We start from the raw sequence: 23,550 nt of genomic DNA, 5'->3' as shown, positions 1-23,550 counted from the left end.
AGAAAAAGAGCGTAGGACTTTTTTATGGTATCTTACGCTCTTTTATTCTTTCTATAAAAATTCGATCCAATAATTACGGTGTGGCTCAATAATGACTGGTTTTCCCCAGAATGATTTTAGATAGGCCAAGTTTGCAGGGGTGACCGGTCTTTTTTCACCATTGAACTTCTCTGCACTCTCTTCCGTTAAAAAGCATTTAACTGCTTCATATGGTGTGCCATCGCTCGCTATTCGATCAATTCCTAAATAAGCAATTTCATCACCGGCTTTTGGAATATCTGTAAATAGTTTACCAATAAAATAAACTGTCTTATCTTTCATTAATTCATAAGCCTTACTATTTTCCAGTCTGTTATTCGCTGCAGCGTACATAATACAAAAACTGTCCACAATATCTTTCAAAGGCATTAATTCTTCTTTGCTGACTATAATTTCGTCGGGAGCAAGTCCGCCAAGGATTAAATTTTGATAATGAAGTTGCTGGATGATATTATCTAAAGCCATTCCTAATGGTAGTTGGACAGCTTGATAGCCTAATGGTTCGAGCTCTTGCTTTTTCCGGTCAAGGTGTTCTTGTGTAATACTGACATTTAAATCGTAAGGACTGGAAGATTGTTGCTTGCTAAAAAAAGCCACTACTATACGATCTAACTGTTCAAATAGACTAAGTTTTTCCACTGGAATTTTCATCATCGAATATGATCCTCTTTTTTGTTCAGATTTCCTCTATATTTTACTCTCATTATTTTTGAATATCAAGAAAAGAGACCGTGTCATGAACTAACTTTCGTTTTACGACTATATTTTCTCACCAGGCATAATTTTTCTCACCACACGTAGCCATTGCTGCTAACAACTCCTCTGGTGTCAGCTTCTTCAAACCTCCATAGCTAGGATCCTGTACATGTGTATCGGGGTCTAAATAATAGATTGCTGAGATGTCCTTGCCATCTGCTGTCAATTCATAGCCTACTCCAATCACATTATGTTCCCCACTTTTTCCAGGATAGATTTGTGCAACATTGAAGGTGTAATAGAGAGGATAGCCATCATCAATATCTTTGCGCACGCGTTCTTTAAAGAGTCGGATATCTTCAGAATCTGGACGAGCGTCTGTTACAGTAGCTAGTCGATAACCAGCTTGATTTCCACTTGGTTCTGGATAGCCAAATAGATTCTGATTCAATACGCGAATCGCATCCCGATTATGAGTCCCATAGGGATTATAAGTCCCCATTTCCTTAGCCAATTGATGTTGAGAGACGCTAACCCCTCGACTAGCCAGCATCATATGAACTGTCGCCGGAGCACAGAAATACCATTCTTCTTGAAGTTTTAAAGGAATAGGCAATAGTTTTCGGACCCCTTGATTCTCTTTGGTCGATGTTTCTTGTTTGAGTGATTGAGAAGGTTGCGTATTCTCTTGCGATGAAGCTTGTTCCTGTTTTGAAGATGGCAAAGTTTGCTGAGTTCCAGCTTCTGTGCCGCCTTCCTTAATTTTTAATCGCTCTGCTACCTCTGCTGGCATTGGAGGATTAGGTTCTGTACGCTCCTTTGTTTTTACACTAACTGTTGTTGATGAAGAGGGTGTGACCTTACGAGAGCTGAAAGTACTTGTTTTACTCTCTTTTGGTGTCTCTTTACAGCCAGATAAACCAAGCAAAGTCAGAAGTACAAGGAATAAATGAACTTTTCTCATGATTTTTCTCCTTTCTACCATTCCTGATAGCGCATTACAGAGTTTTCATTTCGATAGATTTCACCTTTTGGAATCTCACTATCCTTCTTTTTGAATTGAATCCATAAAATTCCTTTATCTGATAGCAAAATGGGTCCATGATCATATAAATAATGAATCTGATGTCTTAAATCCCACAAATAATATTGAGATTTAACACGCTCCTCACTTCTTCTTTCTCCCATATAAGTGAGATAAATATTGCGATATATGGAGGTTTCTGCCTGTGAAGTAGAAAATATCTTCTTATGGTTTTTATTTTCAAAGGTAAATGAAGCGTCTTTATTATTTGCAACCAAGTATAGGAGATTGTGCCCATTCGTCATTAAATCGACATAATAGCGTTGATCATCCTTTGTTTGATCTATAACTTTTTTCTGTCTATTACTTAAGGAGTAGGCTACAATTTTTGTAGTTAAAGCTGTGTTATCAATTTGTACATAATACAAGTGATCTTTAAAGACAGTTGGAAAACCGCTATTTTCTGATTCAATCGTCTGATGAGCCCCTGTTTCAAGGTCAACTTCTTCAATTTGATATAGGCTATCTCCTACTTCATAATTTATAAAGAGTTTCTGGTTGGATCGAGCTACTTGAGTAACTGGAACTGTTCCAATAGGTCTCCTATCGATCAGTTTCGTTAAAGATTTGTCCTTTATCTTCCAAAGATAGTAAATCCCTGTCTGATTGAGTTGATCATACTCTTCAAAAACAACAATATCATGATCAACATAGCTAACAGCTACATGAGTCAGATTAGATGTCTTTTCAACATCTTTTATCTTTTGAAAGTCCTTGGTATGTAAATTCATACTGGCAAGATAATTCTGATCTTCGTGTCCTTGGTCAACAGCCTCGCCATAAGCAATTCCATCATTTGACAGCGCGGTAGGTGTAAAGATTTTCCCATCTGGATAAGGGATAGAAATAGAATTTTTTAATAAATCTTCTGCCTTTCTTTCCTCGAATCCTATTTTCCTAGACACATTGGTACTACCGGAAGGAGATTTTTTTTGTGGTCCTACAAGAGTGCAGGCTGATAAGAGAATGATCATACCGATGATGATAAAACTTAAAAATTTTTGTTTGACAAGATCTTTTTTCTTCATCAGCCTATACCTCATGAATAGCTAACTATAAAAGATAATACAGAAGATCCTACCATTCTTTAGCCATGGACTAGTTGAGTTTTATCACTTCGTCAGCTTTTTCCCAAATTACTGGATTATGGGTTGCGATAATGATTATACGCTCTTGATTCTTTAACATTAAGAGCAAGTCCATCACCTCTTGTGAGGTTTCTGGATCCAGTGCTGCAGTTAGTTCATCCGCCAAAATTAAAGGTGGATCTTTTAAAATAACTTTAGCTAATGCGACACGTTGCGCCTCTCCCCCAGATAATTCATAAATCTTTTGATCCAGAGCAAGGTAAGCCAATCCTACTTTTTTGAGCACTTCTTCTTCTTGCTGCTTCTTCTCTTTTTTCGTTAATTTTTGCCCAATCAATCCCAAATCTAAATTTTTAGCGATAGTCTCGTTTTCAAGTAGGCCAAAATTTTGAAAGAGATAACCTAATTCACGCTTAAAGAAGTGATGCTGTTTGATTTGTTTCAGTTCTTGCCCTTGATAGCTTATATTCCCTTTTTCATAAGGCTCTATCTTCGCCAAGATATTGAGCAAGGTTGTTTTACCACACCCACTATTTCCGATCAGAGCATAGACCTTACCTTCTGTAAATTGCAAGCTCAAATCTTGAAAGACCGTTCGTTGGCCAAATGATTTGGTTAAATGTTCTACGCTAATCATATTAGGCTCCTTTCAGTACAGTGGCTAACAAGTGGTCTTCTTTATGAGACCGGTACAAGAGAATGAACCAAGCATTAGTAATAAATAGCAAGAGAGTGACAAGAGCAATCCACCATTCCGAAGTAAGAATAAATACCAGGAAGCTTCCTAATAGCAAGAGGATACTTTCTGAGAGCAAAATCATCTGGTGAATGTTTACAAATCCCAGACCTGCAATCTTCTTCAAGAAGATTTGTTTTCTAAACTCTTCAAAATAAAGGAAATTCATGGTGTTAAAGAGAAGAACAGAGGTTGCTATACCAAAGACTCCTCCTGCAATCGCCATGAGATTTTCTATTTGTATGGATTGGGCTATTTGCTGGTAAACGTCCACTGCATAGTCGTACTGACTAACACTTTTTTCAAGATTATACTCAGCGATTAGCTTCTTACTATTTTGAAGCCCATTAAAATAAAGGTAGGGATTTAGATCGGTGAAATATGGATTCACATAGCCTCCAAAACTTTCAGGTTGAATAACCACTAAAACAGGATCTGTAAAGAATTGTTTATAGCTGATTGGTGTGTTGTTGTAGATAAAGCGTTTTTGATGATTCGGAATATACGTTACCTGCGCCTTCATTGATAAGGTGATATTTCCTTGATCATCTCGAGGGGATAGATAATCTTCATATCGTTTGATCATCTCCTCTTCTCTACCTTTTAATTTTTCCGGAAGCAAGAGACCAAATTCTCCTGCTTGTAAGTGATTTAAGTGATCTTTCTCTTCAGGAGATACTGGAACACCTTGGATTTCGAGGTAATTTGGAGTCACATAGAGAGTTCGTGCAAGTGGATCGTAATCTGTGATTGAAAACTCTTTACCTGTACTAGGATCCGTCATAACTCCTTTTGAACTAAAAGATACGAGATTATGATAAGCTAAAAGACCACCATTTTCAATACCAGACTCGATGAGCTTGGACCATTTTGCTCTGTTCTCAATTTGCGTCTCTTTGTTTGTTTTCTGTGAAAAATCCTCCCGATTGACACCAATTTGAACCCAATTCGTCTCTTTAGACCAAGCCACTTTCCCCTCTTGGTAAGTTAGCCAGACAGAACCATAGATACTGATTCGATGAACCGCAAGGCCAATTAGTGCAACAGCGAGAAATTGACAAATAAAGAGGAAAACTAAAATACGCTTTAATGGAACCTTTCCTTTTAAAAGGGTGACTAAATGAATCGTTTGAATACTATATGCAAAGAGGAAGGATAAGACAGCAGATAAAATAAGTAAAATCCCATTGTAAATGATACTACTGGAAATGATGATGGAATAGGAAAAGGGTGTCAATTGAAAGCAATAAATCAGAACAGCACCCATTATACTTGTGACAATACATCCAAAAAGCAACTCTATACTATCATCTTTTAAGGAATGTCCAAAAAGTTGCAAGCGTCTCATTCCTGAGATATATCGAATCCCAGCGCTTCTCATTTCAAGTGTTTTTTGTATAATCGTCAAAGCGCTAAAACTAATGATAAAAATAACCAAGGCAAGTGATTGTGAACCGGAGCCAAAAAAGGCAATAAAGGTCTGCAGAGGATTTGGTTTCTTTATAAAAGTTTGTGAGAAACCAAGAGTATGAAGCGTTTGATCCAGCTTTTCAGTTTCTAAATCACCTGTTAATACATAATAATTCACTACCAGGCTTTCATTGGCAGCCAGTTCTTTCTTCTCTCTTTTAATTCCAAGAGGAAGTTTTCCCTCTCCGTAGATATCATAGGTGAAAACAACCTGCCCTTTAGAATCTGTTCTTTGTATCTGACGGGCAATTATACTATGATTTTCCCTTGCCAAACGGTCTAAACTGGAAGATAACTCTTCATATGTGACGCTCTTTTCTCGTCTCACCACACCTACTACCGGAAGACTGCTGTGGACAACCGTATTTGGAGAAATAAATGCAATCCAAATCAAAAAGCTAGAGATGAAAAGGTTTGATAAAAGAATAAAGACACGTTTCATATCATCACACTTTCTAAAGCAGAAAAGGAAAGTAATACCTAGCTAGTCAATCAATTTCGTTGTTTAAGAATTACTGAGTTTTACAAATTACAGTTACATTCTTTGTAAGCGAATACACTTTTCCACCTTTACTATACTACAAAATCCTTCGAAAAACAATAATTTCTATGTGAAACTAGTTTCAAAAAAAGATCCGCTTCTGCGAATCTCTTACGACTTTATTCCACCACTGCTTCAGCAATTTCTTCTGCGGTGATTCCTGCGAAGTAACGACCTAGGTTTATGGTTTGTAGGGCTTTAAGAACATCTTCGCGTTCGTATTTGACACCACGAAGGACATCTTCTACTGCTGCTACGTCTTCGATACCAAAGAAGTCTCCATAAATCTTGATGTCTTGGATCTTTGACTCGATAACGTTAGCAAAGATTTCAACCTTACCGCTTGGGAATTTTGTTCCACGACGGACGTTATACTCTGGTGATTTACCATAGTTCCAATCCCATGTCCCAAACTTAGTATCTTTAATACGGTTGATTTCAGCCAATTCTTCATCTGAAAATACATATTCTGTCATTTCAGGATATTCTTTTTTCATGTAGTCCAAAAGTAGGTCACGGAACTCTTCAACAGTGATCTTTTCTGGCAACTCATCGATGATATTGGTTACACGAGCACGGACTGATTTAACCCCTTTAGACTCAAACTTATCTTTAGACACTTTAAGTGCGTTAGCTAGGACTGACAAATCCACGTCAAAGAGAAGACAACCATGGTGCATGATCCGTCCATTGATATAGGCTTGGGCATTGCCACAGAATTTCTTACCGTCGATTTCCAAGTCGTTACGGCCTGTAAATTCAGCTTTAACACCAAGTTCAGCTAAAGTATTGATAACTGGAGTAGAGAAGCTCTTGAAGTCAAAGGCCTTGTTTTCATCTTCTTTTGAAATGATGGTATAGTTAAGGTTGTTCAAATCATGGTAAACAGCTCCACCACCACTGATCCGACGGACCACTTCAATTCCATGCTCCCGAACGTAGTCACGGTTTATCTCTTCAATGGTATTTTGGTGACGACCTACAATGATAGATGGTTTGTTGATCCAAAGAAGGAAGATTTGATCCTCGTCCAAAAGGTGTTTAAAAGCATATTCCTCTAAAGCAATATTAAAAGCAGTGTCGTTTGAATGATTGATAATGTATTTCATAAGATACCTTCTAATACGATAGAGACTGGAAAATAATTCCAGTCTAGTCTATCTATTTTTATTTTTTCTTAGGTGAATGGATGGCCATTCCAAGTACATCCGCAAAAGCTTCGTACATTACTTCTGAGAAGGTTGGGTGACCATGAATGGTCTTGAGCATTTCTTCTACAGTGATTTCCATCTCAATGATAGTAGAAGCTTCGTTGATCAATTCAGCAGCTGCTGGACCAATAATGTGAACCCCAAGAACTTCACCATATTTCTTGTCTGCAATGACCTTAACAAAACCTTGAGCCGCATCTGATGCAATGGCACGTCCGTTAGCCGCAAAGTTGAATTTACCGATTTGGACATCATATTTCTCACGAGCTTGTTCTTCTGTCAAACCAACAGCCGCTACTTCTGGAAGTGTGTAGATAGCTGCAGGAGTTAAGTTCAATTTGGCAACAGCATGATTTCCCTTAAGAGCATTTTCGGCCGCTACTTCACCCATACGGAAGGCAGCGTGAGCCAACATCTTCGTACCATTGATATCACCTGGTGCATAGATACCTGGAACAGATGTTTCCATGTATTCATTGACCTTGATACGACCACGATCCAATTCAAACTCCACTTCTCCGATTCCTTCAAGATCTGGAACACGACCGATTGAAAGAAGAGCTTTGTTTGTAATGATATCGTCTTTTCCTTCAACCTTGATACGGAGTTTGCCATCTTCTTCAATGATTTCTTGCAGTTTAGTATCAGTCAAGATGGTCATTCCCTTGCGTTCAAGAATCAAACGAAGGTTCTTAGAAACTTCCGCATCCATAGCTGGAACAATGCGGTCCATCATTTCAATAACCGTTACTTTTGAACCAAAGGTCATAAAGGCTTGACCAAGCTCGATACCGACAACCCCACCACCAATGATTACGAGACTTTCTGGGACTTCATTCATATCCAAGATGTCATCACTCGTCATGACAAGGGATGATTCCATGCCAGGAACGTTAATCTTGCTGACTTTTGAACCACCAGCGAGGATAATCTTCTTAGTTTCAAGTAACTCAGAACCATTGACCAAAACATTCTTATCTTTCGTAATGGTACCGATCCCCTTATGAACATCAACTCCGTAGCTACGAAGAAGTCCTGCAACACCACCAACCAAAGTATTTACGACCTTGTTCTTAGTTTCAAGAACCTTGTCCATATCTACTGTGAAGCTAGGATTGTCAATGATGATCCCACGGTTTGCCGCATGACCGATATTTTCAATGATTTCAGCGTTGTGTAGGTAAGTCTTAGTTGGGATACATCCGCGGTTCAAGCAAGTTCCACCAAGTTCAGATTTCTCAACAAGCGCAACTTTACCACCCAATTGAGCTGCTTTGATAGCAGATACGTAACCAGCAGGACCACCACCGATCACTACGATATCATAAGCATCATCGCTCTTATTGTCATCATTTGAAGCACTTGTTGCAGCTGGTGCAGGACTCGCTTCTGGTGCTGCTGCTCCAGCAGTTGGGATGTTCTCCCCTTCTTCACCAAGGTAACCAATCACTTCTGTTACAGGAACAGTCTCGCCGTCCCCTTTTAAGATAGCAATCAAGTAGCCATCTTCTTCAGCTTCCAATTCCATGCTGACTTTATCTGTCATGATTTCAAGGAGAATTTCTCCTTCTTTTACAAATTCGCCGACTTTTTTATTCCACTGAACGATTTGTCCTTCGGTCATATCTACGCCGGCTTTTGGCATAATTACTTCTAAGGCCATTTTATTTCCCTCTTTTTCTTGCTTCTATTCTCTCTCGTTGATTAGACCAACATTGAAATCGGGTCTTCAATCAAGGCTTTCAAGTCTTTCATGAATTTGGCACCAGCCATTCCATCGACAACGCGGTGGTCAATGGTCAAGCCCAAGCTCATGATTGGACGAATGACAATTTCACCATTCACAACAACTGGTTTTTCAACCGTTGCACTAACTCCAAGGATGGCAGAGTTTGGTTGGTTGATAATCGGTCCAAATGATTGAACACCAAACATCCCTAAGTTACTGATGGTAAAGGTTGAGTTTTGCAATTCACTTGGAGCAAGCTTACCATCCAAGGTACGTCCGATAACGTCCTTGAAGGCTACCACCAACTCTGACAAGGTCATCTTTTCAGCATTGTAGACAACTGGAGTCATCAAGCCATTGTCCATCCCAACCGCCATCGCTAAGTTGACATAGTTATGAGTGATGATGGTTTTGCCATCTTCTGTCAATGATGCATTGATGTATGGGTGCTTCATCAAGGTCTTAACAACTGCTAGAGAAAGCAAATCTGTTACAGTGACTTTCTTGCCAGTTGCTTCCATGATTGGATCCAAAACCTTCTTACGAAGGGCCAACATTTGAGACATATCAATGTCATAGTTCAAAGTAAAGGTTGGTGCTGTCAAGTAAGATTCCACCATCCGTTGAGCGATCACCTTCCGCATTGGTGTCATCGGAATCCGCTCGATCTCACCATAAGGTGTCATATTATCTGGAGCTTCCTCCACCTTCTCGATTTCAGCAGGTGACTTAATGGTCTCATTCTCAATATTTTCAGGAAGGAAAGCAAGGACGTCCTTCTTCATGATCTTACCACGATGACCAGTTCCTTGAATCTCTTGCCAAGCAATATTGTGTTCTAAAGCAATTCGTTTTGCAAGTGGTGAAATGCGAACCACATTTGTGTCTTTATAGGTTTCCACGTCTTCTTTGTGGACACGACCGTTTGCGCCTGAACCAGAAACATCATAGAGGTTGATCCCAAGATCATCCGCTAATTTTCTAGCCGCAGGAGTCGCTCTTAGCTTATCATCAGCCATGACCTCTCCTATTCTATACTAAGATATCAAGGACGTAGTGGACAAAGAAAAAATAGGAGATTGACGCTGTGTTCCATGAACACAAGGAAATCTATCTTTTTTTTACAGTCCTCCGTCCGGATTCAGTTATAAGATACTAAGGGCGTTTAAAAGCGACCGAAAAATAGGAAATCAACGCAGACTTCGATGAAGTCAAGGAGATTTATCTTTTTTCCTAGCTTTTAGCCCGTGCTCTAATTTAAATGACATTACATAATTTATGTTATGTATTATTCTTTATTGTACGTTTTACGAATAGCATCTTTGATGCTTTCAACTGTTGGAATCATTGCATTTTCAAGGTTTTGCGCGTAAGGCATTGGTACATCTTCCCCCGCACAACGACGGATAGGTGCATCCAAATAATCAAATGCTTCTGATTCAGAAATAATAGCTGAGATTTCACCGATATAACCACTTGTTTTGTGGGCGTCATTGACAAGGACTACTTTTCCTGTTTTCTTGACAGAGTTAATGATGATTTCTTTATCAAGCGGAACCAAAGTTCGTGGGTCTACTACTTCTACTGAAATGCCTTCTTCAGCCAATTCTTCAGCTGCTTGCATCACGCGACGAAGCATTTTTCCGTAGGTTACAACAGTGACATCCGTTCCTTCACGTTTGATTTCGCCGACACCAAGTGGAATGGTATAATCAGGATCTACAGGCACTTCACCCTTTTGGTTGAATTCTGATTTATATTCAAGAATGATCACTGGGTTGTTGTCACGGATAGAAGACTTGAGAAGTCCTTTCATATCAGCTGGAGTTCCTGGAGCAACAACTTTTAAACCAGGAATATGGGTAAACCATGATTCCAAAGATTGGGAGTGTTGAGCTGCAGATCCAACTCCGTTACCAGCTGCACAACGGACAGTCATCGGCACCTGCCCTTTTCCACCAAACATGTAGCGAGTCTTAGCAGCTTGGTTGACGATAGCATCCATGGCAATCACCGAGAAATCCATGAAGGTCATATCAACGATTGGACGAAGTCCGGTCATGGCTGCTCCAGCTGCTGTACCTGAGATAGCAGCCTCAGAAATCGGACAATCACGAACACGTTCTGGACCGAATTCCTCTAGCATTCCTACGGAAGTTCCGAAGTCTCCACCGAACACTCCGACATCTTCCCCCATCAACAATACATTTTCGTCGCGACGCATTTCCTCAGACATAGCAAGGATAATGGTATCGCGGAAAGACATTAATTTTGTTTCCATAATTCTCAACTCCCCCTTAGTCTGCGTAAATATCTTCGAAAGCTGATTCGAGTGGAGGGAATGGGCTTTCTTCCGCAAATTTCACTGAAGCTTCAACTGCTTCTTTCACTTCTTCTTGAATCTTATCCAATTCTTCTGCACTCGCAATTTCATTTTCAAGGAGATACTTGCGAAGGTTTTCAATCGGATCTTTTTTCTTCCACTCTTCGACTTCTTCACGGGTCCGGTATTTACCAGGGTCAGATGAAGAGTGACCAAGCCAACGATAGGTGACACTTTCAATCAAGACAGGTCCTTTACCAGAGCGGACGTGTTCAACAGCTTTTTGGAATCCTTCATAGACATCGATAACGTTATTTCCATCAGGAATAAACATTCCAGGAATGCCGTAAGCAGCACTACGTTCGTGGATATGCTGGATATTGGTCATTTTCTTGATGTCAGCAGAGATTCCATAACCGTTATTGATACAGTAGAAAATTACTGGAAGATTCCAAATAGAAGCCATATTCACCGCTTCGTGGAAGACACCTTCATTGGTTGCACCATCGCCAAAGAAGCAGACGACAATCTTACCAGTCTTTTTCATTTGTTGAGTAAGGGCAGCACCTACTGCAATTCCCATACCACCACCAACGATCCCGTTAGCACCAAGGTTACCAGCATCGAGGTCAGCGATATGCATGGAGCCACCCTTCCCTTTACAAGTACCCGTATACTTACCAAGGATTTCAGCCATCATGCCATTTAAATCGATTCCTTTAGCAATGGCTTGTCCGTGTCCACGGTGGTTAGATGTCAGCAAATCATCGTCGTTTAAAGCCAACATCGCTCCAACGTTAGCCGCTTCTTCCCCAACAGAAAAGTGCGTCATTCCTGGCACTTTCCCTTTTTTTACTAACTGTGCAATTTTTAAGTCCATGCGACGGATTTCTTCCATTTTACGGAACATTTCCAATAAGAGACTTTTATCTAATGTTGCCATCATTTCGCCTTTCTTAGCATTTATTCATTCTCTTTCATTCTAGCCAAAAATGAAAGCACTGTCAAAAATAATGCTCAAATGATTTCACAAACTATATACCTTGGAGGAAGGTTTTATAAGCATTTTCAACTTAAAATAAACTATTTCACAAACTTTTCTTTCATGAGATTGCATTAAAATATAAAAAACCGATAGGATCCTATCCTACCGGTCGTTATCTTATGATTGGCGTTGACCAAAGTCATGAATCATTTGTTCTAATACTTCACGACTAGGCGTTGTTAACATGTAAAGGTAATCACCTTGAAGTTCCGCAAAGGCTGCAGGCATATCTTTCTTGACACGGAATTGATCATGGTATTTAGCCAAAACTTCTTCTTCTGACAGAGCATAGGCTGCATTGGCACGACGAGAAGTTGCCAAGCAATAAAGGGGTTCAAACTCAGAAGCCGGGAAGGGTTCCCCTGCTACGATGGCAGCATAGCCACGGTACAAATCAATCGAGTGAGCGTAGTTGTAGACGTCGATGGTAAAGCCACCTGCAGGGCGATTATTGTACTCGATCGCAATATATTCATCCCCATCGCGGAAGAACTCAATGTGGAAGAAACGTTCCTTCATACCAAAGGCTTTGACAATCGCTTCCCCGTATTGACGCAATTTTGGATCCATCTCTTTAAGAACATAATAAGAGTTGTCCATCTTGTAGAGCATCAAATCGAGTGGCGTATAAGCATAGTCAAATGTAGTTGAAAAAACAATGTTGCCGTCACGATCCACTAGACCATCAAAGGTACAAATCTCACTAGAAGTGACGAATTTCTCAAAGAAATACTCAGTATTGCCATCCCATTCTGCCTTGAAATGGTCCACATCTTCTGGCGTTTCGATCTTGAAGGTTGCTGCTGCTCCTACCCCATTGTCAGGCTTAGCAATCAATGGTAACCCAATCTTCTTCACGGCCTTATCAATGTCTTTTTCTGTTTTAACCACAGCACCCGGAACGACTGGGACTCCAGCCTTCTTGAAGAGTTTCTTCATTTCGGATTTGAACTTGGTTTTCTTCAAATCTTTTGGCTTAGCCCCGAAGACATTGAATTGCTCACGAAGCGCTGCATCCAATTCCAACCAATACTCATTGTGGGATTCGATACGATCGATTGGACCATGTTTGTAAAAGAGAAAGGCTACCGCACGCTTCACTTCGTCCAGATTTTCCAAATTTTCAACTCGGAAATACTCTGTCAAACTATTGCGCAAAGGCTCATCTAACTGTTCGTACGGCTCTTGACCAATTCCCAAGACTGTGATTCCCTTGTTAGCTAGTTCAATGGTAAATTGTTGGAAATTTTGTGGATAATAAGGTGAAATAACAAGATAATTCATAGAGGTCTCCTCCCTTTTGACTTATAGATACATTTGTCCTAGGAAATAGGGCATTTGTTTGCGCCACCATTCCCAATCGTGGGCGACATCATGTCCCCATTCAGCGAACCAAGCGGGAATGTTTTTGTGATCAAAGGCTTCTTTTAGTTTGTAGAAAGATGGAAGCCCGCCTTGTTCCCAAGCTCCTAAACCAGTACAAACAACGATTTCGGCCTGACGGTAACGATCGATAAACCAGCCATCATTTTGGTTCCAGATATAATCAGATGGAGAGTTTTGGTAAATGGCTTCATCGCCTCCAAAATCACCAACAAAGAAACGAGCGTCATAGACACCACTCAAGGAAATCACTTTGTTGAAGACGTCTGGATGTTGCAAGAAGAAATTGAGGGCATGGTAGGCACCCATAGAGCAACCAGTTGTCATCATCGGGTCAAACCAGCCTGTTTTGTGTTTGATAAAAGGAATCGCTTCTTCAATCACATAGCGCTCGTAAGCACGGTGCATTTCAGCTCGATCATGAGGGTTTTTCCAATCACAAAGCCAGCTCTCACTATCGACACTGGAAAGGGTGAAGAATTGAACCCGACCTTCTTCGATAAACTGAGCACAAGCATCAATCATACCAAAGTCATAGTACTCGTTATGGCTTCCACCTGATGAAGCGAAGACCACAACAGGAATACCTGCGTGTCCATAGCGGTTCAAATACATTTCACGGTTGAGTTGGCCACTCCAGTGGCTTAGATGTTCAATATTCATAGGTTCCCTCTTTCTCTCTATTGATTTGTTCTGAGTCCATTAATCCCAATTTTCTGCCAAAAAACGAAGGCATTCTGGTAAATGTTCAGCCCAAGCTTCTTCGTGGTGAATAGCTCCAGATTGAATCCGAATGGCAATATTTTCTAAAGCAACTCCTTGTTGGATAACGTCGTGATAATAACGAAGGGATGAATCAATATAGGCTTGCTTGATATTTCCCGCCATCAGCGTTTTATCTGTATCATCCGCCTCTTCAGTCCCTACATAGATGTAGATCCGTTGATCTGCATATAATTTTTTGCGTTCGATATAATGATTGAAGGCATCTTGGTGTAGCCAGTTAGCAGATGAAAAGACCCCTAAACAACCAATTTGATCTTGGTACTCTAAGCCCAAGAATTGGGTAATATTCCCACCCAAGGAAGATCCAATCATGGCCGTATGTTCTCGATCAGCAAGAGTCCGGTATTCTTGGTCGATAAAAGGTTTCACCACCTCCATGACAAATTCGCCGTACTCAACTCCCTTGCCACCAAATTGCATGCCAGGAATATTGGATTCCTTGTACTTCCAGGCAGAGTATTCATTCATGCGTTGGAAACCATCATTATCGATCGCAACAACAATCATGCGACTAATATCGGGATTCCGCTTAATGGCTGGAATCACCTTCCAGGAATGACCCGCATAAGCTTCCTTGCTGTACAAAACGTTTTGCCCATCGTGGAAATAAACCACAGGGTAACGTCTATCTGTATCCGTTTCATAATTCTTAGGTAATAAGACTCGCACACGACGGAGTTTTCCGGTATAAGGCACTTTCAACTCGTGTGTCTTCATATCTAAATAAAAATAGGATTTGTTCATTGTCAGAAAACTCTCTATATTCTAAATTTTATTCATTATACCATTTTTAGAAGAAAAAGTCTGGATTTTCTCCAAACTTTTTTCTTTCTTGGGTTATTTTTCCATAAACTGAGCCAAATCTTGTAAAGAACGTTCGGCAATTTTCTCATAACGTTCCTTTTTATCCCGAATACGTGGGCCTTCTAGCTCCTTGATAATCCCGAAGTTGACATTCATGGGTTGGAAATGCTTGCTGTCAGCATGGGTGATATAGTGAGCCAGGCTTCCGATAGATGTCGTTTCAGGGAAAATCGCTGCTTCTTCTCCTTTGAAAAGGCGAGCTGCATTGATTCCAGCTACCAAACCTGAGGCAGCTGATTCAACATAGCCTTCTACCCCTGTCATTTGGCCTGCAAAGAAGAGGTTCGCTTGTTTCTTAGAACGGTAGGTTTGTTCAAGCAGATTTGGAGAATCCATGTAGGAATTGCGGTGCATGACACCGTATCTCACAAATTCCGCATTTTCCAAACCTGGAATCATTTGGAAGACCCGTTTTTGTTCGCCCCATTTAAGGTGAGTTTGAAAGCCAACGATATTGTAGAGGCTGGCAGCCACATTGTCTTGGCGCAACTGAACTACCGCATAAGGGGTTTTAAACTCCCCATCACGTGGACCTTTGTAATCATCTGGATACTCGAGTCCAACTGGCTTCATAGGCCCATAGAGCATGGTTTTGATGCCTCGTTTGGCCATGACTTCAATTGGCATACAACCTTCGAAATACTTTTCTTTTTCAAAAGAGTTGAGCGGGGCTTCTTCTGCATTTACTAAAGCCTCATGGAAGTCCATAAACTCTTGTTTGGTCATGGGACAGTTGAGATAAGCCGCTTCTCCCTTGTCATAACGAGACTTAAGGTAAACCTTGTTCATATCGACGGTATTGACATCGATAATTGGAGCTGCTGCATCATAGAAATAGAAACCGTCGCCACCATTAAGGGCATGGATCTTTTCTGCCAAGGCATCGCTGGTTAGAGGCCCTGTTGCGACCACTGTGATGGCATCTGTCGGCAATTCCGTAATTTCATCGCGAATCACTTCAATGAGAGGGTGTTGGGACACCTTCTCCGTCACTCGACTAGCAAAACCTTCTCGGTCCACAGCAAGTGCTCCACCGGCTGGTACACGAGTCGCTTCCGCTGCTTCAAGGATGACAGAACCCAGACGACGCATTTCTTCTTTGAGGAGCCCGACAGCATTGGTGAGAGAATCCCCACGAAGAGAGTTGGAACAAACTAGCTCCGCAAAGTTGTCTGTTTTGTGTTGCGGAGTTGATTTGACGCCACGCATTTCATAAAGCTTGACCGGAATTCCCTGTTGGGCAATCTGGTAAGCTGCTTCCGAGCCAGCAAGGCCCGCACCGATCACATTGATATAAGATTGAGACATGACACTAATACCTCTTTGGGTTCAAAACGCCCCACTGGACTGTTTGAAACCCACAAATCTTTCTAATTTTCTACTTGATCCATTATACCAAAAAGCCAAGTAAAAAGACAGGGAGGCTTTTCCTTCCTGTCTATACTTTAACTAATTATTTTCTTATAAACACAACCAGGCTGCTAGGAGAGCAGATAGGATACTAAATAAAGAGCCGATCAAGTAATACTCCGCAAAGGCTGGATTTTCCGAAATTTTATTATAGCGGGCGATGGATTTTGCGGTAAAAACCAGACCTATCGAAGCAAATTGCCCATAGACGAGACAGGCACCGATCACCAAACGCTCTAAAAAGCCAATCATGGAACCAGCCCCAGTGATCGTATCCATTTTCTTCTTGCTGGTGGGTTGATACTTGGCAAACAGAATTTTAAAGGCAATATTGCTTGGTTTCCCAACTAGGAGGACATAAAAGATTAGATTTAAAATGTCCAAGGGTAGATAGGTCGTGCCATTCTTCGCTCCCATAAGGACCAGACAAGTTAGGATACCAATATGCAAGACTTGATCCAATGCAAAAATCCAGGCGGTTGATAATTTCAATTGCTTCTGAACGATCGGTTTTAAGAAATCTATTGCGGCATGGCTCAGTAAAATGACCAAGCAAATCCACCACAAGTCTAGATGACAGAGAGAAACAACGATCAGAGGCAGAGCAACATATAGAATGTGAAGCCCGAGCACTTTCTTATCCTGATCCTTGCGATCTGCCATCTTTTGGCTTTGAAAATAATAATCCGATAACAAATGACAAATTAACAAGAGGATCAAGTATGGATTCGTTACGATACTAGACAATCCGCTCATGGGCCTCTCCTTTCTCTAAGCTTTGAATACAAGCTAGTGCTGCTGCTCGTCCCCGTAAATAAACACGAATACTGCTACTCTTTAAGCGCTTGGACAGGGCGCTTGGGTTAATGGCTAACGATTGGGCCAAATCCTGCTGGCTAAAGCTTTCACTATAGACAGATCTCTTTAAAAGATCAAGCAGGATCTCCTCCTGACTCTCTCGCCAACCCGAACGTATGGCCTCTCCGGAAGCGATGAGCGCATTCACCACCGAGTCCTTGCTGTCATTACCGCTCAAAAAATAGATCTGGGTGTTGCCATAATCATTTTTCTGATGGACCAGATTTATAGCTGCACGAGCATTCCAATAGGCTGGTCCATCTGCACCGATACTTTGCAGGGGATCGATATCCGTTACAATTTCTCCAAGGCCAATGCCGAAACGAAGTTGAGTTGGCTTTAGTTCTGAACGCAGGGTATCGATAATTTGAAAAACCGGAGCATCCATTTTTAAAAGCGCCTGAAATTCATCGCCCAAAGTTAAGGTAAAAGACGATGCTAGATAGTCTTTAAAAAGCTCATTGATCTTTTGAAGCGTTTTTTCTAACTGTTTTTGCAGGTCAAAACGTTCTTGTACGGTTTTGGAATCAATGACATCTGCAATCAAAGCAAGATACATATGCTCACCTCCTTGTGTCTATTATAACGAAAAAAACGAAAAATGTCTATTATAACAGACATTTATAAAAATTGCTGTTATAATAGACATTTAATAACTTATTTCACTTTTTCTTCTTCGTAGTCGCCATTGCTACATACGACTTGTTTGCCGCCACCACGAACTTTTTTCTCAACTAAGTAGTGGCCGCATTTTGGACAATCCCGACCGATCGGTTTATCCCAAGAGGTAAATTCACACTCTGGATAGCGATTGCATCCATAGAAGATACGGTTGCGCTTGGTTTTGCGTTCGATGATTTGTCCCTGATGACAGTCAGGACACTCCACACCGATTTCTTTGACAATGGCCTGGGTATGACGACAATCTGGGAAATTGCTACAAGCATAGAACTTTCCAAAACGTCCTAATTTAATCACCATCGGGCTTCCACAAACTTCACAATCAAAACCAGCTGGTTCGTCTTTAATTTGGATTTTTTCCATCTCTTCTTCAGCCTTTGCGACCTCTTTAGAAAATGGTTTGTAGAAAGCATCGATGACTTTTTGCCACTCTTCTTTTCCAAGTTCGACATCATCGAGTTTACCTTCCATCTCTGCTGTGAAGGTCACGTTGACAATATCTGGGAAGAATTCAACGATCAGTTTATTAACGATTTCCCCTAACTCTGTTGGTTCAAAGCGTTTGGCTACCAGCTTCACATAATAGCGTTTTTGAATGGTCTCAATCGTCGGAGCATAGGTTGAAGGACGACCAACCCCATTTTCTTCTAAGGTCTTAATCAAGGTTGCTTCAGAATATCGAGCAGGTGGTTGGGTAAAGTGTTGCTCAGGCTTGCTATTGACTTGCTTAACGATATCGCCTTCTACCATATCCGGCAACATCTTGTTCTTATCTGAGTCGTTATAAATAGCCAAATAACCATCAAACTTCACCTGGCTCCCATTTGCCGTATACTGAACCCCATTTTGACCTAAACGGACATTCATGGTATCAAAGACAGCTGCTGTCATTTGACTAGCTACAAAGCGGTTCCAAATTAAGGTGTAGAGTTTTAATTGGTCTTTGTCTAAGTATTTAGCAATGCTCTCAGGAGTATTGAAGACGCTGGATGGACGAATCGCTTCGTGGGCATCTTGGGCACCAGAAGCATTCTTCACTCGGCTTCCATGCTTGGAATATTTCTCACCGAAGCGATCCACGATAAAGTTCGCTGCCTCATTTTGCGCAACTGGACTGATCCGTGTGGAATCGGTACGCATATAAGTAATCAAACCTTGAACACCAGAGCCAATATTGATTCCTTCATACAACTGCTGGGCGACCATCATGGTCTTGCGTGTACGGAAGTTGATCTTATTGGCAGCATCCATCTGCATGGAAGAGGTGGTGTATGGAAGTGGCGCATTCCGACGACGTTCTTTCTTTTCAACTTTTTCAACGGTAAAATCTTTGCCATCTAAGCGTTCAAGAACAGCTTTCACCTCTTCATTGGTGTTGAGCTTCATCTTCTTGCCATCAATCCCATAGAAGCTAGCTTGGAATTGTTTGGTACCTTTTTTGAAGACACCATCAATGGTCCAGTATTCTTCCGGCTTGAAATCATTGATTTCATTTTCGCGATCAATGATTAATTTGAGGGCAACAGATTGCACGCGCCCTGCAGAAAGTCCTTTTTTGACCTTTTTCCAAAGAATAGGCGAAATTGAATACCCTACAATCCGGTCCAAGACCCGACGGGCTTGTTGGGCATCAACCAAGTCCATATCGATTTGGCGCGGTTCTTTAAAGGCATTTTTAACGGCATCCTTAGTGATTTCATTAAAAACAACTCGGTTCTTTTCATTGGCATCCAAGTTCAAAATATGCGCCAAATGCCAAGAAATAGCTTCTCCTTCTCGGTCCGGGTCACTTGCGAGAAAGACTTGCTTAGCTTTTTTAGCTTCTTTTTTCAAATCATTGATCAAGGGACCTTTTCCGCGAATATTGATATATTCCGGTTCATAGTTATTGTCGAAGTTAATCGACATGGTTGATTTTTTCAGGTCCCGAATATGGCCAACACTGGCCATGACTTTATAGTTACGACCAAGGTATTTTTCGATTGTTTTCGCCTTAGCAGGAGACTCCACAATCACCAAATTTTTCTTGGTTGTACTGCTTTTCTTTTTTGTTACCACGTTTTATCCCTCTGTATTGTATAAATCTCATTGAGTTTAATACATTTTAAGAAAGATGTCAACTAGGAACTTCTCCTATAGGAAAATCACAATTCGTATTTCAATTCATCAAGAATGTCCTGGCCTGATGTGACAAGCTTTGCACCTTCTTGAATCAAGTGATGGCATCCTGCAGATTTTCCATCTAAAATGTTTCCTGGAATAGCAAAAACATCTCGTCCTTCCTCCATGGCACGCTCACAAGTAATTAAACTCCCTGAACGAAGTCGTGCCTCTGCCACAATCACAGCCTGACAGAGTCCTGCAATGATGCGGTTTCTCTCAGGAAAATGAAACTTCAAAGGGGCCTGTCCTGGACCATACTCGCTCAAGATCAGATGGTGCTCTCCCATGTAGGTCTGTAATCTCTGATTACTTTTCGGATAAAAAACATCCAGCCCCGTTCCTATCACTCCGATGGTCTTTCCACCATTACGAATGCTGGCATAATGCGCTGTCGCATCAATTCCCTTAGCAAGTCCACTAACAATGACCAGTTCATTTCCAAGTTCCTTAATTATCTTCTCTACAGAACGAACCCCTTCTCGCGTGGTCTCTCGAGCTCCAACAACTGCAATCTTCGGTTTGCTTAACAGTTGCAAATCCCCTTGGTAAAAAAGGAGTACAGGAGGATTGTAGATCTGTAGCAATTCCTCAGGGTATTCAGGATCAAAAATGGATAGAGATGGGAACCGTTCAAACTCCTTGTGTAAATGCTCTTCATCCAGCTGCCGGTATTTGTCTACAAAATGAATAATACTGCGACAGCGAGCGATCCTTGCTATCTCTTCTAAGCTTGGTAAGGCTTGGTCTTTCCTACAGTAGTCCAAAACTCTCAAGACTTGCTCATTTGATAAACCAGCTTCTTTTAATTTAAAGATTTCAAATTTCTCCATGGTCACCTTCTACTTCCTCTCACTTATTTATTCGAAAAAGAATGGAAAAAAAGCTCTATTTCTAGAACTTTTTTTGATATGTAGAAGAATAAAAGTAAGATGCGGCACCAATCAAGTTGCTTTCATTATGGAAGCGAGCCGCTTGGATCGGCAAGGCCTCAAATGGTTTATGCCCTTTTTGAGAGAGTAGGTTATGGTATTGTCGACTGATCTCATCGATCAGTAGCGGTTGGCTACTAATGCCCCCTCCAATTGTCACCTTCTCAAGCAGGAGCAATGATTGAAGATTAAAAATCAGAATAGCAATATCATGACAATACTCCCGAAACAAGGATTTCAGCTCCTCATGGCCTCCTTGATCAAGAGCCTTGAAAACGGCTATACCATCTGCCTTTTCTAGGTTCAAGATGTGACTAGCTTTCTCAACAAATTGAACAGCAGAACCAGTGTTTTCCAAAAGATTGGAAATGCCTTGCAAAAAGAGTTCGCGATGAAAGCGGCGATTTTCTGGTGTTCTTTCTGCCTTATCAATAGACCGAATGTATTCTGTCAGTTGCCATCCTCTCAATAGGTCACCATTCGAAAGAAGAGCAAGACCAACTCCAGTCCCTAGGACCAAGGTCGCACCGCAAGGACAATCTTTTAGATTACCAAGCCTTGCTTCCGCTAGACCAGCAGCTTCTCCATCATTAAGAACGGTGACGGGTACTTGAAATGTTTGTTCTAATCTACTAGCTAGAGGAATGCCTCGCAAATATGGAATGAGACCACCTCGAAAGACAAAGCCAAGGCTCTTTTGGATCTCACCAGGGCATGAAATGGCGATTCCCTCGATTTCTTCCCGTACAGGAGCAACGATTCCTTCTAATCCTTGCCAAAAGTCCTCAATCGTAGATGGTGTTGGGATCTTGTCTGTACGGATCAATTGATAGTCTGCATCCATCAGACCGTACTTTATAAAGGTCCCTCCGATATCGATGGTAAATAGCATAACCTAATCCTCACACATTGATTTGATGGGTTCAAATGAACGCCGATGGATAGGAGTCACTCCCAGCTTGTGAAGGCCAGCCAGATGGTTAGCCGTCCCATAGCCAACGTTCTGCGTAAAATCATAACCCGGATATTCGCAATCAAACTCTTCCATCATCTGATCCCGAGTCACCTTGGCTACGATGGATGCTGCAGCAATGGATAAGGAGTTAGCATCCCCTTTGATGATACTAGTTTGGGGAATAGGAAGATCCAACCTCATGGCATCAATCAAAAGATGTTGAGGTCGTGGGTCTAATTCTTGAATAGCCTCTAGCATAGCTAATTTGGTTGCTTCATAAATATTAACCTGATCAATGACCTGATTATCTTTTATCCCAATCCCGACAGAGAGAGCCTGATCTAAAACCGCTTGGTAAATAGCATGGTGCTTCGATTTCGGAATTTTCTTACTATCATTTAACCCTGGAATTTTACAATTTTCCGGCAGAATGACGGCTGCTGCGACGACAGGGCCAGCCAGAGGACCTCTCCCTACTTCATCCACACCTGCAATAAGGTGAATCCCTTGAGTATAAAGTTCTTTTTCATAGGCTAGCATTTTTTCCAAACGCAAATCTTCGTCCACTTGTTTTTGGAGTTCGCGTTTTCGTTTGCTGATAGCCGCTTGAACCCCCGCTCGACCATCAAGGATCAATTCTTCAAATAAGGGATGATCTAGATCGTCAATCGTTGCCAAACGCTCTTTGATTTCTTTAATCGTTGGCATCTATTTCACCTACACGATCAAGGGAATAGCGTCCCAAACGACCATCACGTACATCCTTGACAAACAAACTGTAAAAACGGTCGTAATCCTCTCGAAATCCTAATTTCTGGGTCATTTCCATAATGATTTCAGGAGCTTCTTGTTCCAGATCCATTTGTTTAAAACGTTCCTGCAAAACAGCTGGATAGTGCTTTTTGAAATAGTTAAGACCAAAGATGGTCACTTCATCCATTGGAAGCAACTGGTCTTTGATGGCACCTGTTAAAGCGAGCTTTAAGGCCACTTCTTCATCTTCAAACTTGGGCCAGAGAATCCCAGGAGTATCCAAGATTTCAAGGTCTTTGTTGGTTTTCAACCACTGTTGCCCCTTGGTCACCCCTGGTTTATTCCCAACAACAGCAATCTTTTTCCCTGCTAAGCGGTTCATCAAAGTTGATTTCCCGGCATTAGGAATTCCGATGATCATGGTCCGAAGGGTTTCAATCTGAATTCCCCGTTCCTTTTGACGGGCAATTTTATCGGCCATCAAGCTCTTAGCAGCATCTGTGACCTTCTTAACCGTAGATTGCTCTTTGGAGTTGATAGCCAAGGTTTTGATGCCTTGAGACTCAAAATAGTCCTGCCATTCTTTTGTTGCCACAGGATCTGCCAAGTCTACCTTGTTCAAAATCATTAATTTAGGCTTATCACCAACAATTTTCGTTAACATAGGATTTTGGCTTGATAGGGGTAAACGAGCATCTACCAGAACCGTCACAAAATCCACAAATTTTAAATTTTCTTGTACTTGTCTTCTAGCTTTGGACATGTGTCCAGGAAACCATTGTATAGTTGCCATGTTCTCCATTCCT

Annotated in this window: 21 protein-coding genes; all 21 read right to left on the bottom strand. The window is 41.2% G+C overall.

All coding sequences use genetic code 11. From position 1 onward, the window contains the following. Positions 1–51 precede the first annotated feature (51 nt). Complete coding sequence (locus tag RDV49_RS06905; RefSeq protein WP_003007360.1) at positions 52–693, bottom strand: hypothetical protein; 642 nt, start codon at positions 691–693, stop codon at positions 52–54. Positions 694–808: 115 nt separating this feature from the next. Next, positions 809–1,699, bottom strand: a complete 891-nt coding sequence (locus RDV49_RS06900) for a C39 family peptidase (RefSeq protein WP_037607903.1) — start codon at positions 1,697–1,699, stop codon at positions 809–811. 14 nt (positions 1,700–1,713) lie between these two features. Next, a complete protein-coding gene (locus tag RDV49_RS06895) occupies positions 1,714–2,847 on the bottom strand; it encodes a hypothetical protein (RefSeq protein ID WP_003007364.1) in 1,134 nt (377 codons plus the stop codon). Positions 2,848–2,917: 70 nt separating this feature from the next. Next, the gene (locus RDV49_RS06890; protein ID WP_003007367.1) at positions 2,918–3,544 is read right to left on the bottom strand and encodes a putative bacteriocin export ABC transporter; all 627 of its coding nucleotides are present in this window, start codon (positions 3,542–3,544) and stop codon (positions 2,918–2,920) included. A 1-nt stretch (position 3,545) separates the two neighbouring features. Then, entirely contained in the window at positions 3,546–5,555 is a 2,010-nt protein-coding gene (locus RDV49_RS06885) for a DUF1430 domain-containing protein (protein WP_003007370.1), read from the bottom strand. 218 nt (positions 5,556–5,773) lie between these two features. Then, a complete protein-coding gene (lplA, locus tag RDV49_RS06880; RefSeq protein WP_003007373.1) occupies positions 5,774–6,763 on the bottom strand; it encodes a lipoate--protein ligase in 990 nt (329 codons plus the stop codon). 58 nt (positions 6,764–6,821) lie between these two features. Beyond that, positions 6,822–8,528 carry a dihydrolipoyl dehydrogenase gene (lpdA, locus tag RDV49_RS06875; protein WP_247923286.1) on the bottom strand — a complete coding sequence of 569 codons (1,707 nt, stop codon included), beginning with the start codon at positions 8,526–8,528 and terminating at the stop codon, positions 6,822–6,824. A 41-nt stretch (positions 8,529–8,569) separates the two neighbouring features. Then, on the bottom strand, positions 8,570–9,613 hold the full coding sequence (locus RDV49_RS06870; RefSeq protein ID WP_003007379.1) for a dihydrolipoamide acetyltransferase: 1,044 nt from the start codon (positions 9,611–9,613) through the stop codon (positions 8,570–8,572). A 269-nt stretch (positions 9,614–9,882) separates the two neighbouring features. Then, the gene (locus tag RDV49_RS06865) at positions 9,883–10,875 is read right to left on the bottom strand and encodes an alpha-ketoacid dehydrogenase subunit beta (RefSeq protein WP_003007381.1); all 993 of its coding nucleotides are present in this window, start codon (positions 10,873–10,875) and stop codon (positions 9,883–9,885) included. Between the two features lie 16 nt (positions 10,876–10,891). Continuing rightward, a complete protein-coding gene (locus RDV49_RS06860; protein WP_037608368.1) occupies positions 10,892–11,860 on the bottom strand; it encodes a thiamine pyrophosphate-dependent dehydrogenase E1 component subunit alpha in 969 nt (322 codons plus the stop codon). A gap of 219 nt (positions 11,861–12,079) precedes the next feature. Beyond that, positions 12,080–13,246: an ATP-grasp domain-containing protein gene (locus RDV49_RS06855; RefSeq protein WP_003007385.1), complete on the bottom strand. Its 1,167-nt coding sequence runs from the start codon at positions 13,244–13,246 to the stop codon at positions 12,080–12,082. A 21-nt stretch (positions 13,247–13,267) separates the two neighbouring features. Then, on the bottom strand, positions 13,268–14,008 hold the full coding sequence (locus tag RDV49_RS06850; RefSeq protein ID WP_003007387.1) for an esterase family protein: 741 nt from the start codon (positions 14,006–14,008) through the stop codon (positions 13,268–13,270). A gap of 39 nt (positions 14,009–14,047) precedes the next feature. Beyond that, positions 14,048–14,875 carry an alpha/beta hydrolase gene (locus RDV49_RS06845; RefSeq protein ID WP_003007390.1) on the bottom strand — a complete coding sequence of 276 codons (828 nt, stop codon included), beginning with the start codon at positions 14,873–14,875 and terminating at the stop codon, positions 14,048–14,050. A 93-nt stretch (positions 14,876–14,968) separates the two neighbouring features. Further along, positions 14,969–16,303 (bottom strand): methylenetetrahydrofolate--tRNA-(uracil(54)-C(5))-methyltransferase (FADH(2)-oxidizing) TrmFO, encoded by a 1,335-nt coding sequence (gene trmFO / locus RDV49_RS06840; protein WP_003007394.1) that lies wholly within the window; start codon positions 16,301–16,303, stop codon positions 14,969–14,971. 153 nt (positions 16,304–16,456) lie between these two features. After that, positions 16,457–17,161 carry a DUF3307 domain-containing protein gene (locus tag RDV49_RS06835; RefSeq protein ID WP_003007397.1) on the bottom strand — a complete coding sequence of 235 codons (705 nt, stop codon included), beginning with the start codon at positions 17,159–17,161 and terminating at the stop codon, positions 16,457–16,459. After that, positions 17,145–17,822, bottom strand: coding sequence for a SatD family protein (locus RDV49_RS06830; RefSeq protein WP_003007400.1), 678 nt, complete (start codon positions 17,820–17,822; stop codon positions 17,145–17,147). Before RDV49_RS06830 ends, RDV49_RS06835 begins: the two co-directional genes overlap by 17 nt. A gap of 98 nt (positions 17,823–17,920) precedes the next feature. Next, the gene (gene topA, locus RDV49_RS06825) at positions 17,921–20,002 is read right to left on the bottom strand and encodes a type I DNA topoisomerase (protein ID WP_003007403.1); all 2,082 of its coding nucleotides are present in this window, start codon (positions 20,000–20,002) and stop codon (positions 17,921–17,923) included. An 86-nt stretch (positions 20,003–20,088) separates the two neighbouring features. Continuing rightward, on the bottom strand, positions 20,089–20,937 hold the full coding sequence (dprA, locus tag RDV49_RS06820; RefSeq protein ID WP_003007405.1) for a DNA-processing protein DprA: 849 nt from the start codon (positions 20,935–20,937) through the stop codon (positions 20,089–20,091). A gap of 61 nt (positions 20,938–20,998) precedes the next feature. Continuing rightward, positions 20,999–21,928, bottom strand: a complete 930-nt coding sequence (locus RDV49_RS06815; protein WP_003007407.1) for an ROK family protein — start codon at positions 21,926–21,928, stop codon at positions 20,999–21,001. 3 nt (positions 21,929–21,931) lie between these two features. Further along, entirely contained in the window at positions 21,932–22,699 is a 768-nt protein-coding gene (rnhB, locus tag RDV49_RS06810) for a ribonuclease HII (RefSeq protein ID WP_003007409.1), read from the bottom strand. Continuing rightward, complete coding sequence (gene ylqF, locus RDV49_RS06805; protein ID WP_023918177.1) at positions 22,686–23,537, bottom strand: ribosome biogenesis GTPase YlqF; 852 nt, start codon at positions 23,535–23,537, stop codon at positions 22,686–22,688. Before ylqF ends, rnhB begins: the two co-directional genes overlap by 14 nt. Positions 23,538–23,550: the final 13 nt, after the last annotated feature.

Source organism: Streptococcus parasanguinis (genome assembly GCF_031582885.1).
In the GTDB taxonomy this organism is placed as follows: Bacteria; Bacillota; Bacilli; order Lactobacillales; family Streptococcaceae; genus Streptococcus; species Streptococcus parasanguinis_M.
This window is presented reverse-complemented; position numbering and strand designations above follow the sequence as displayed.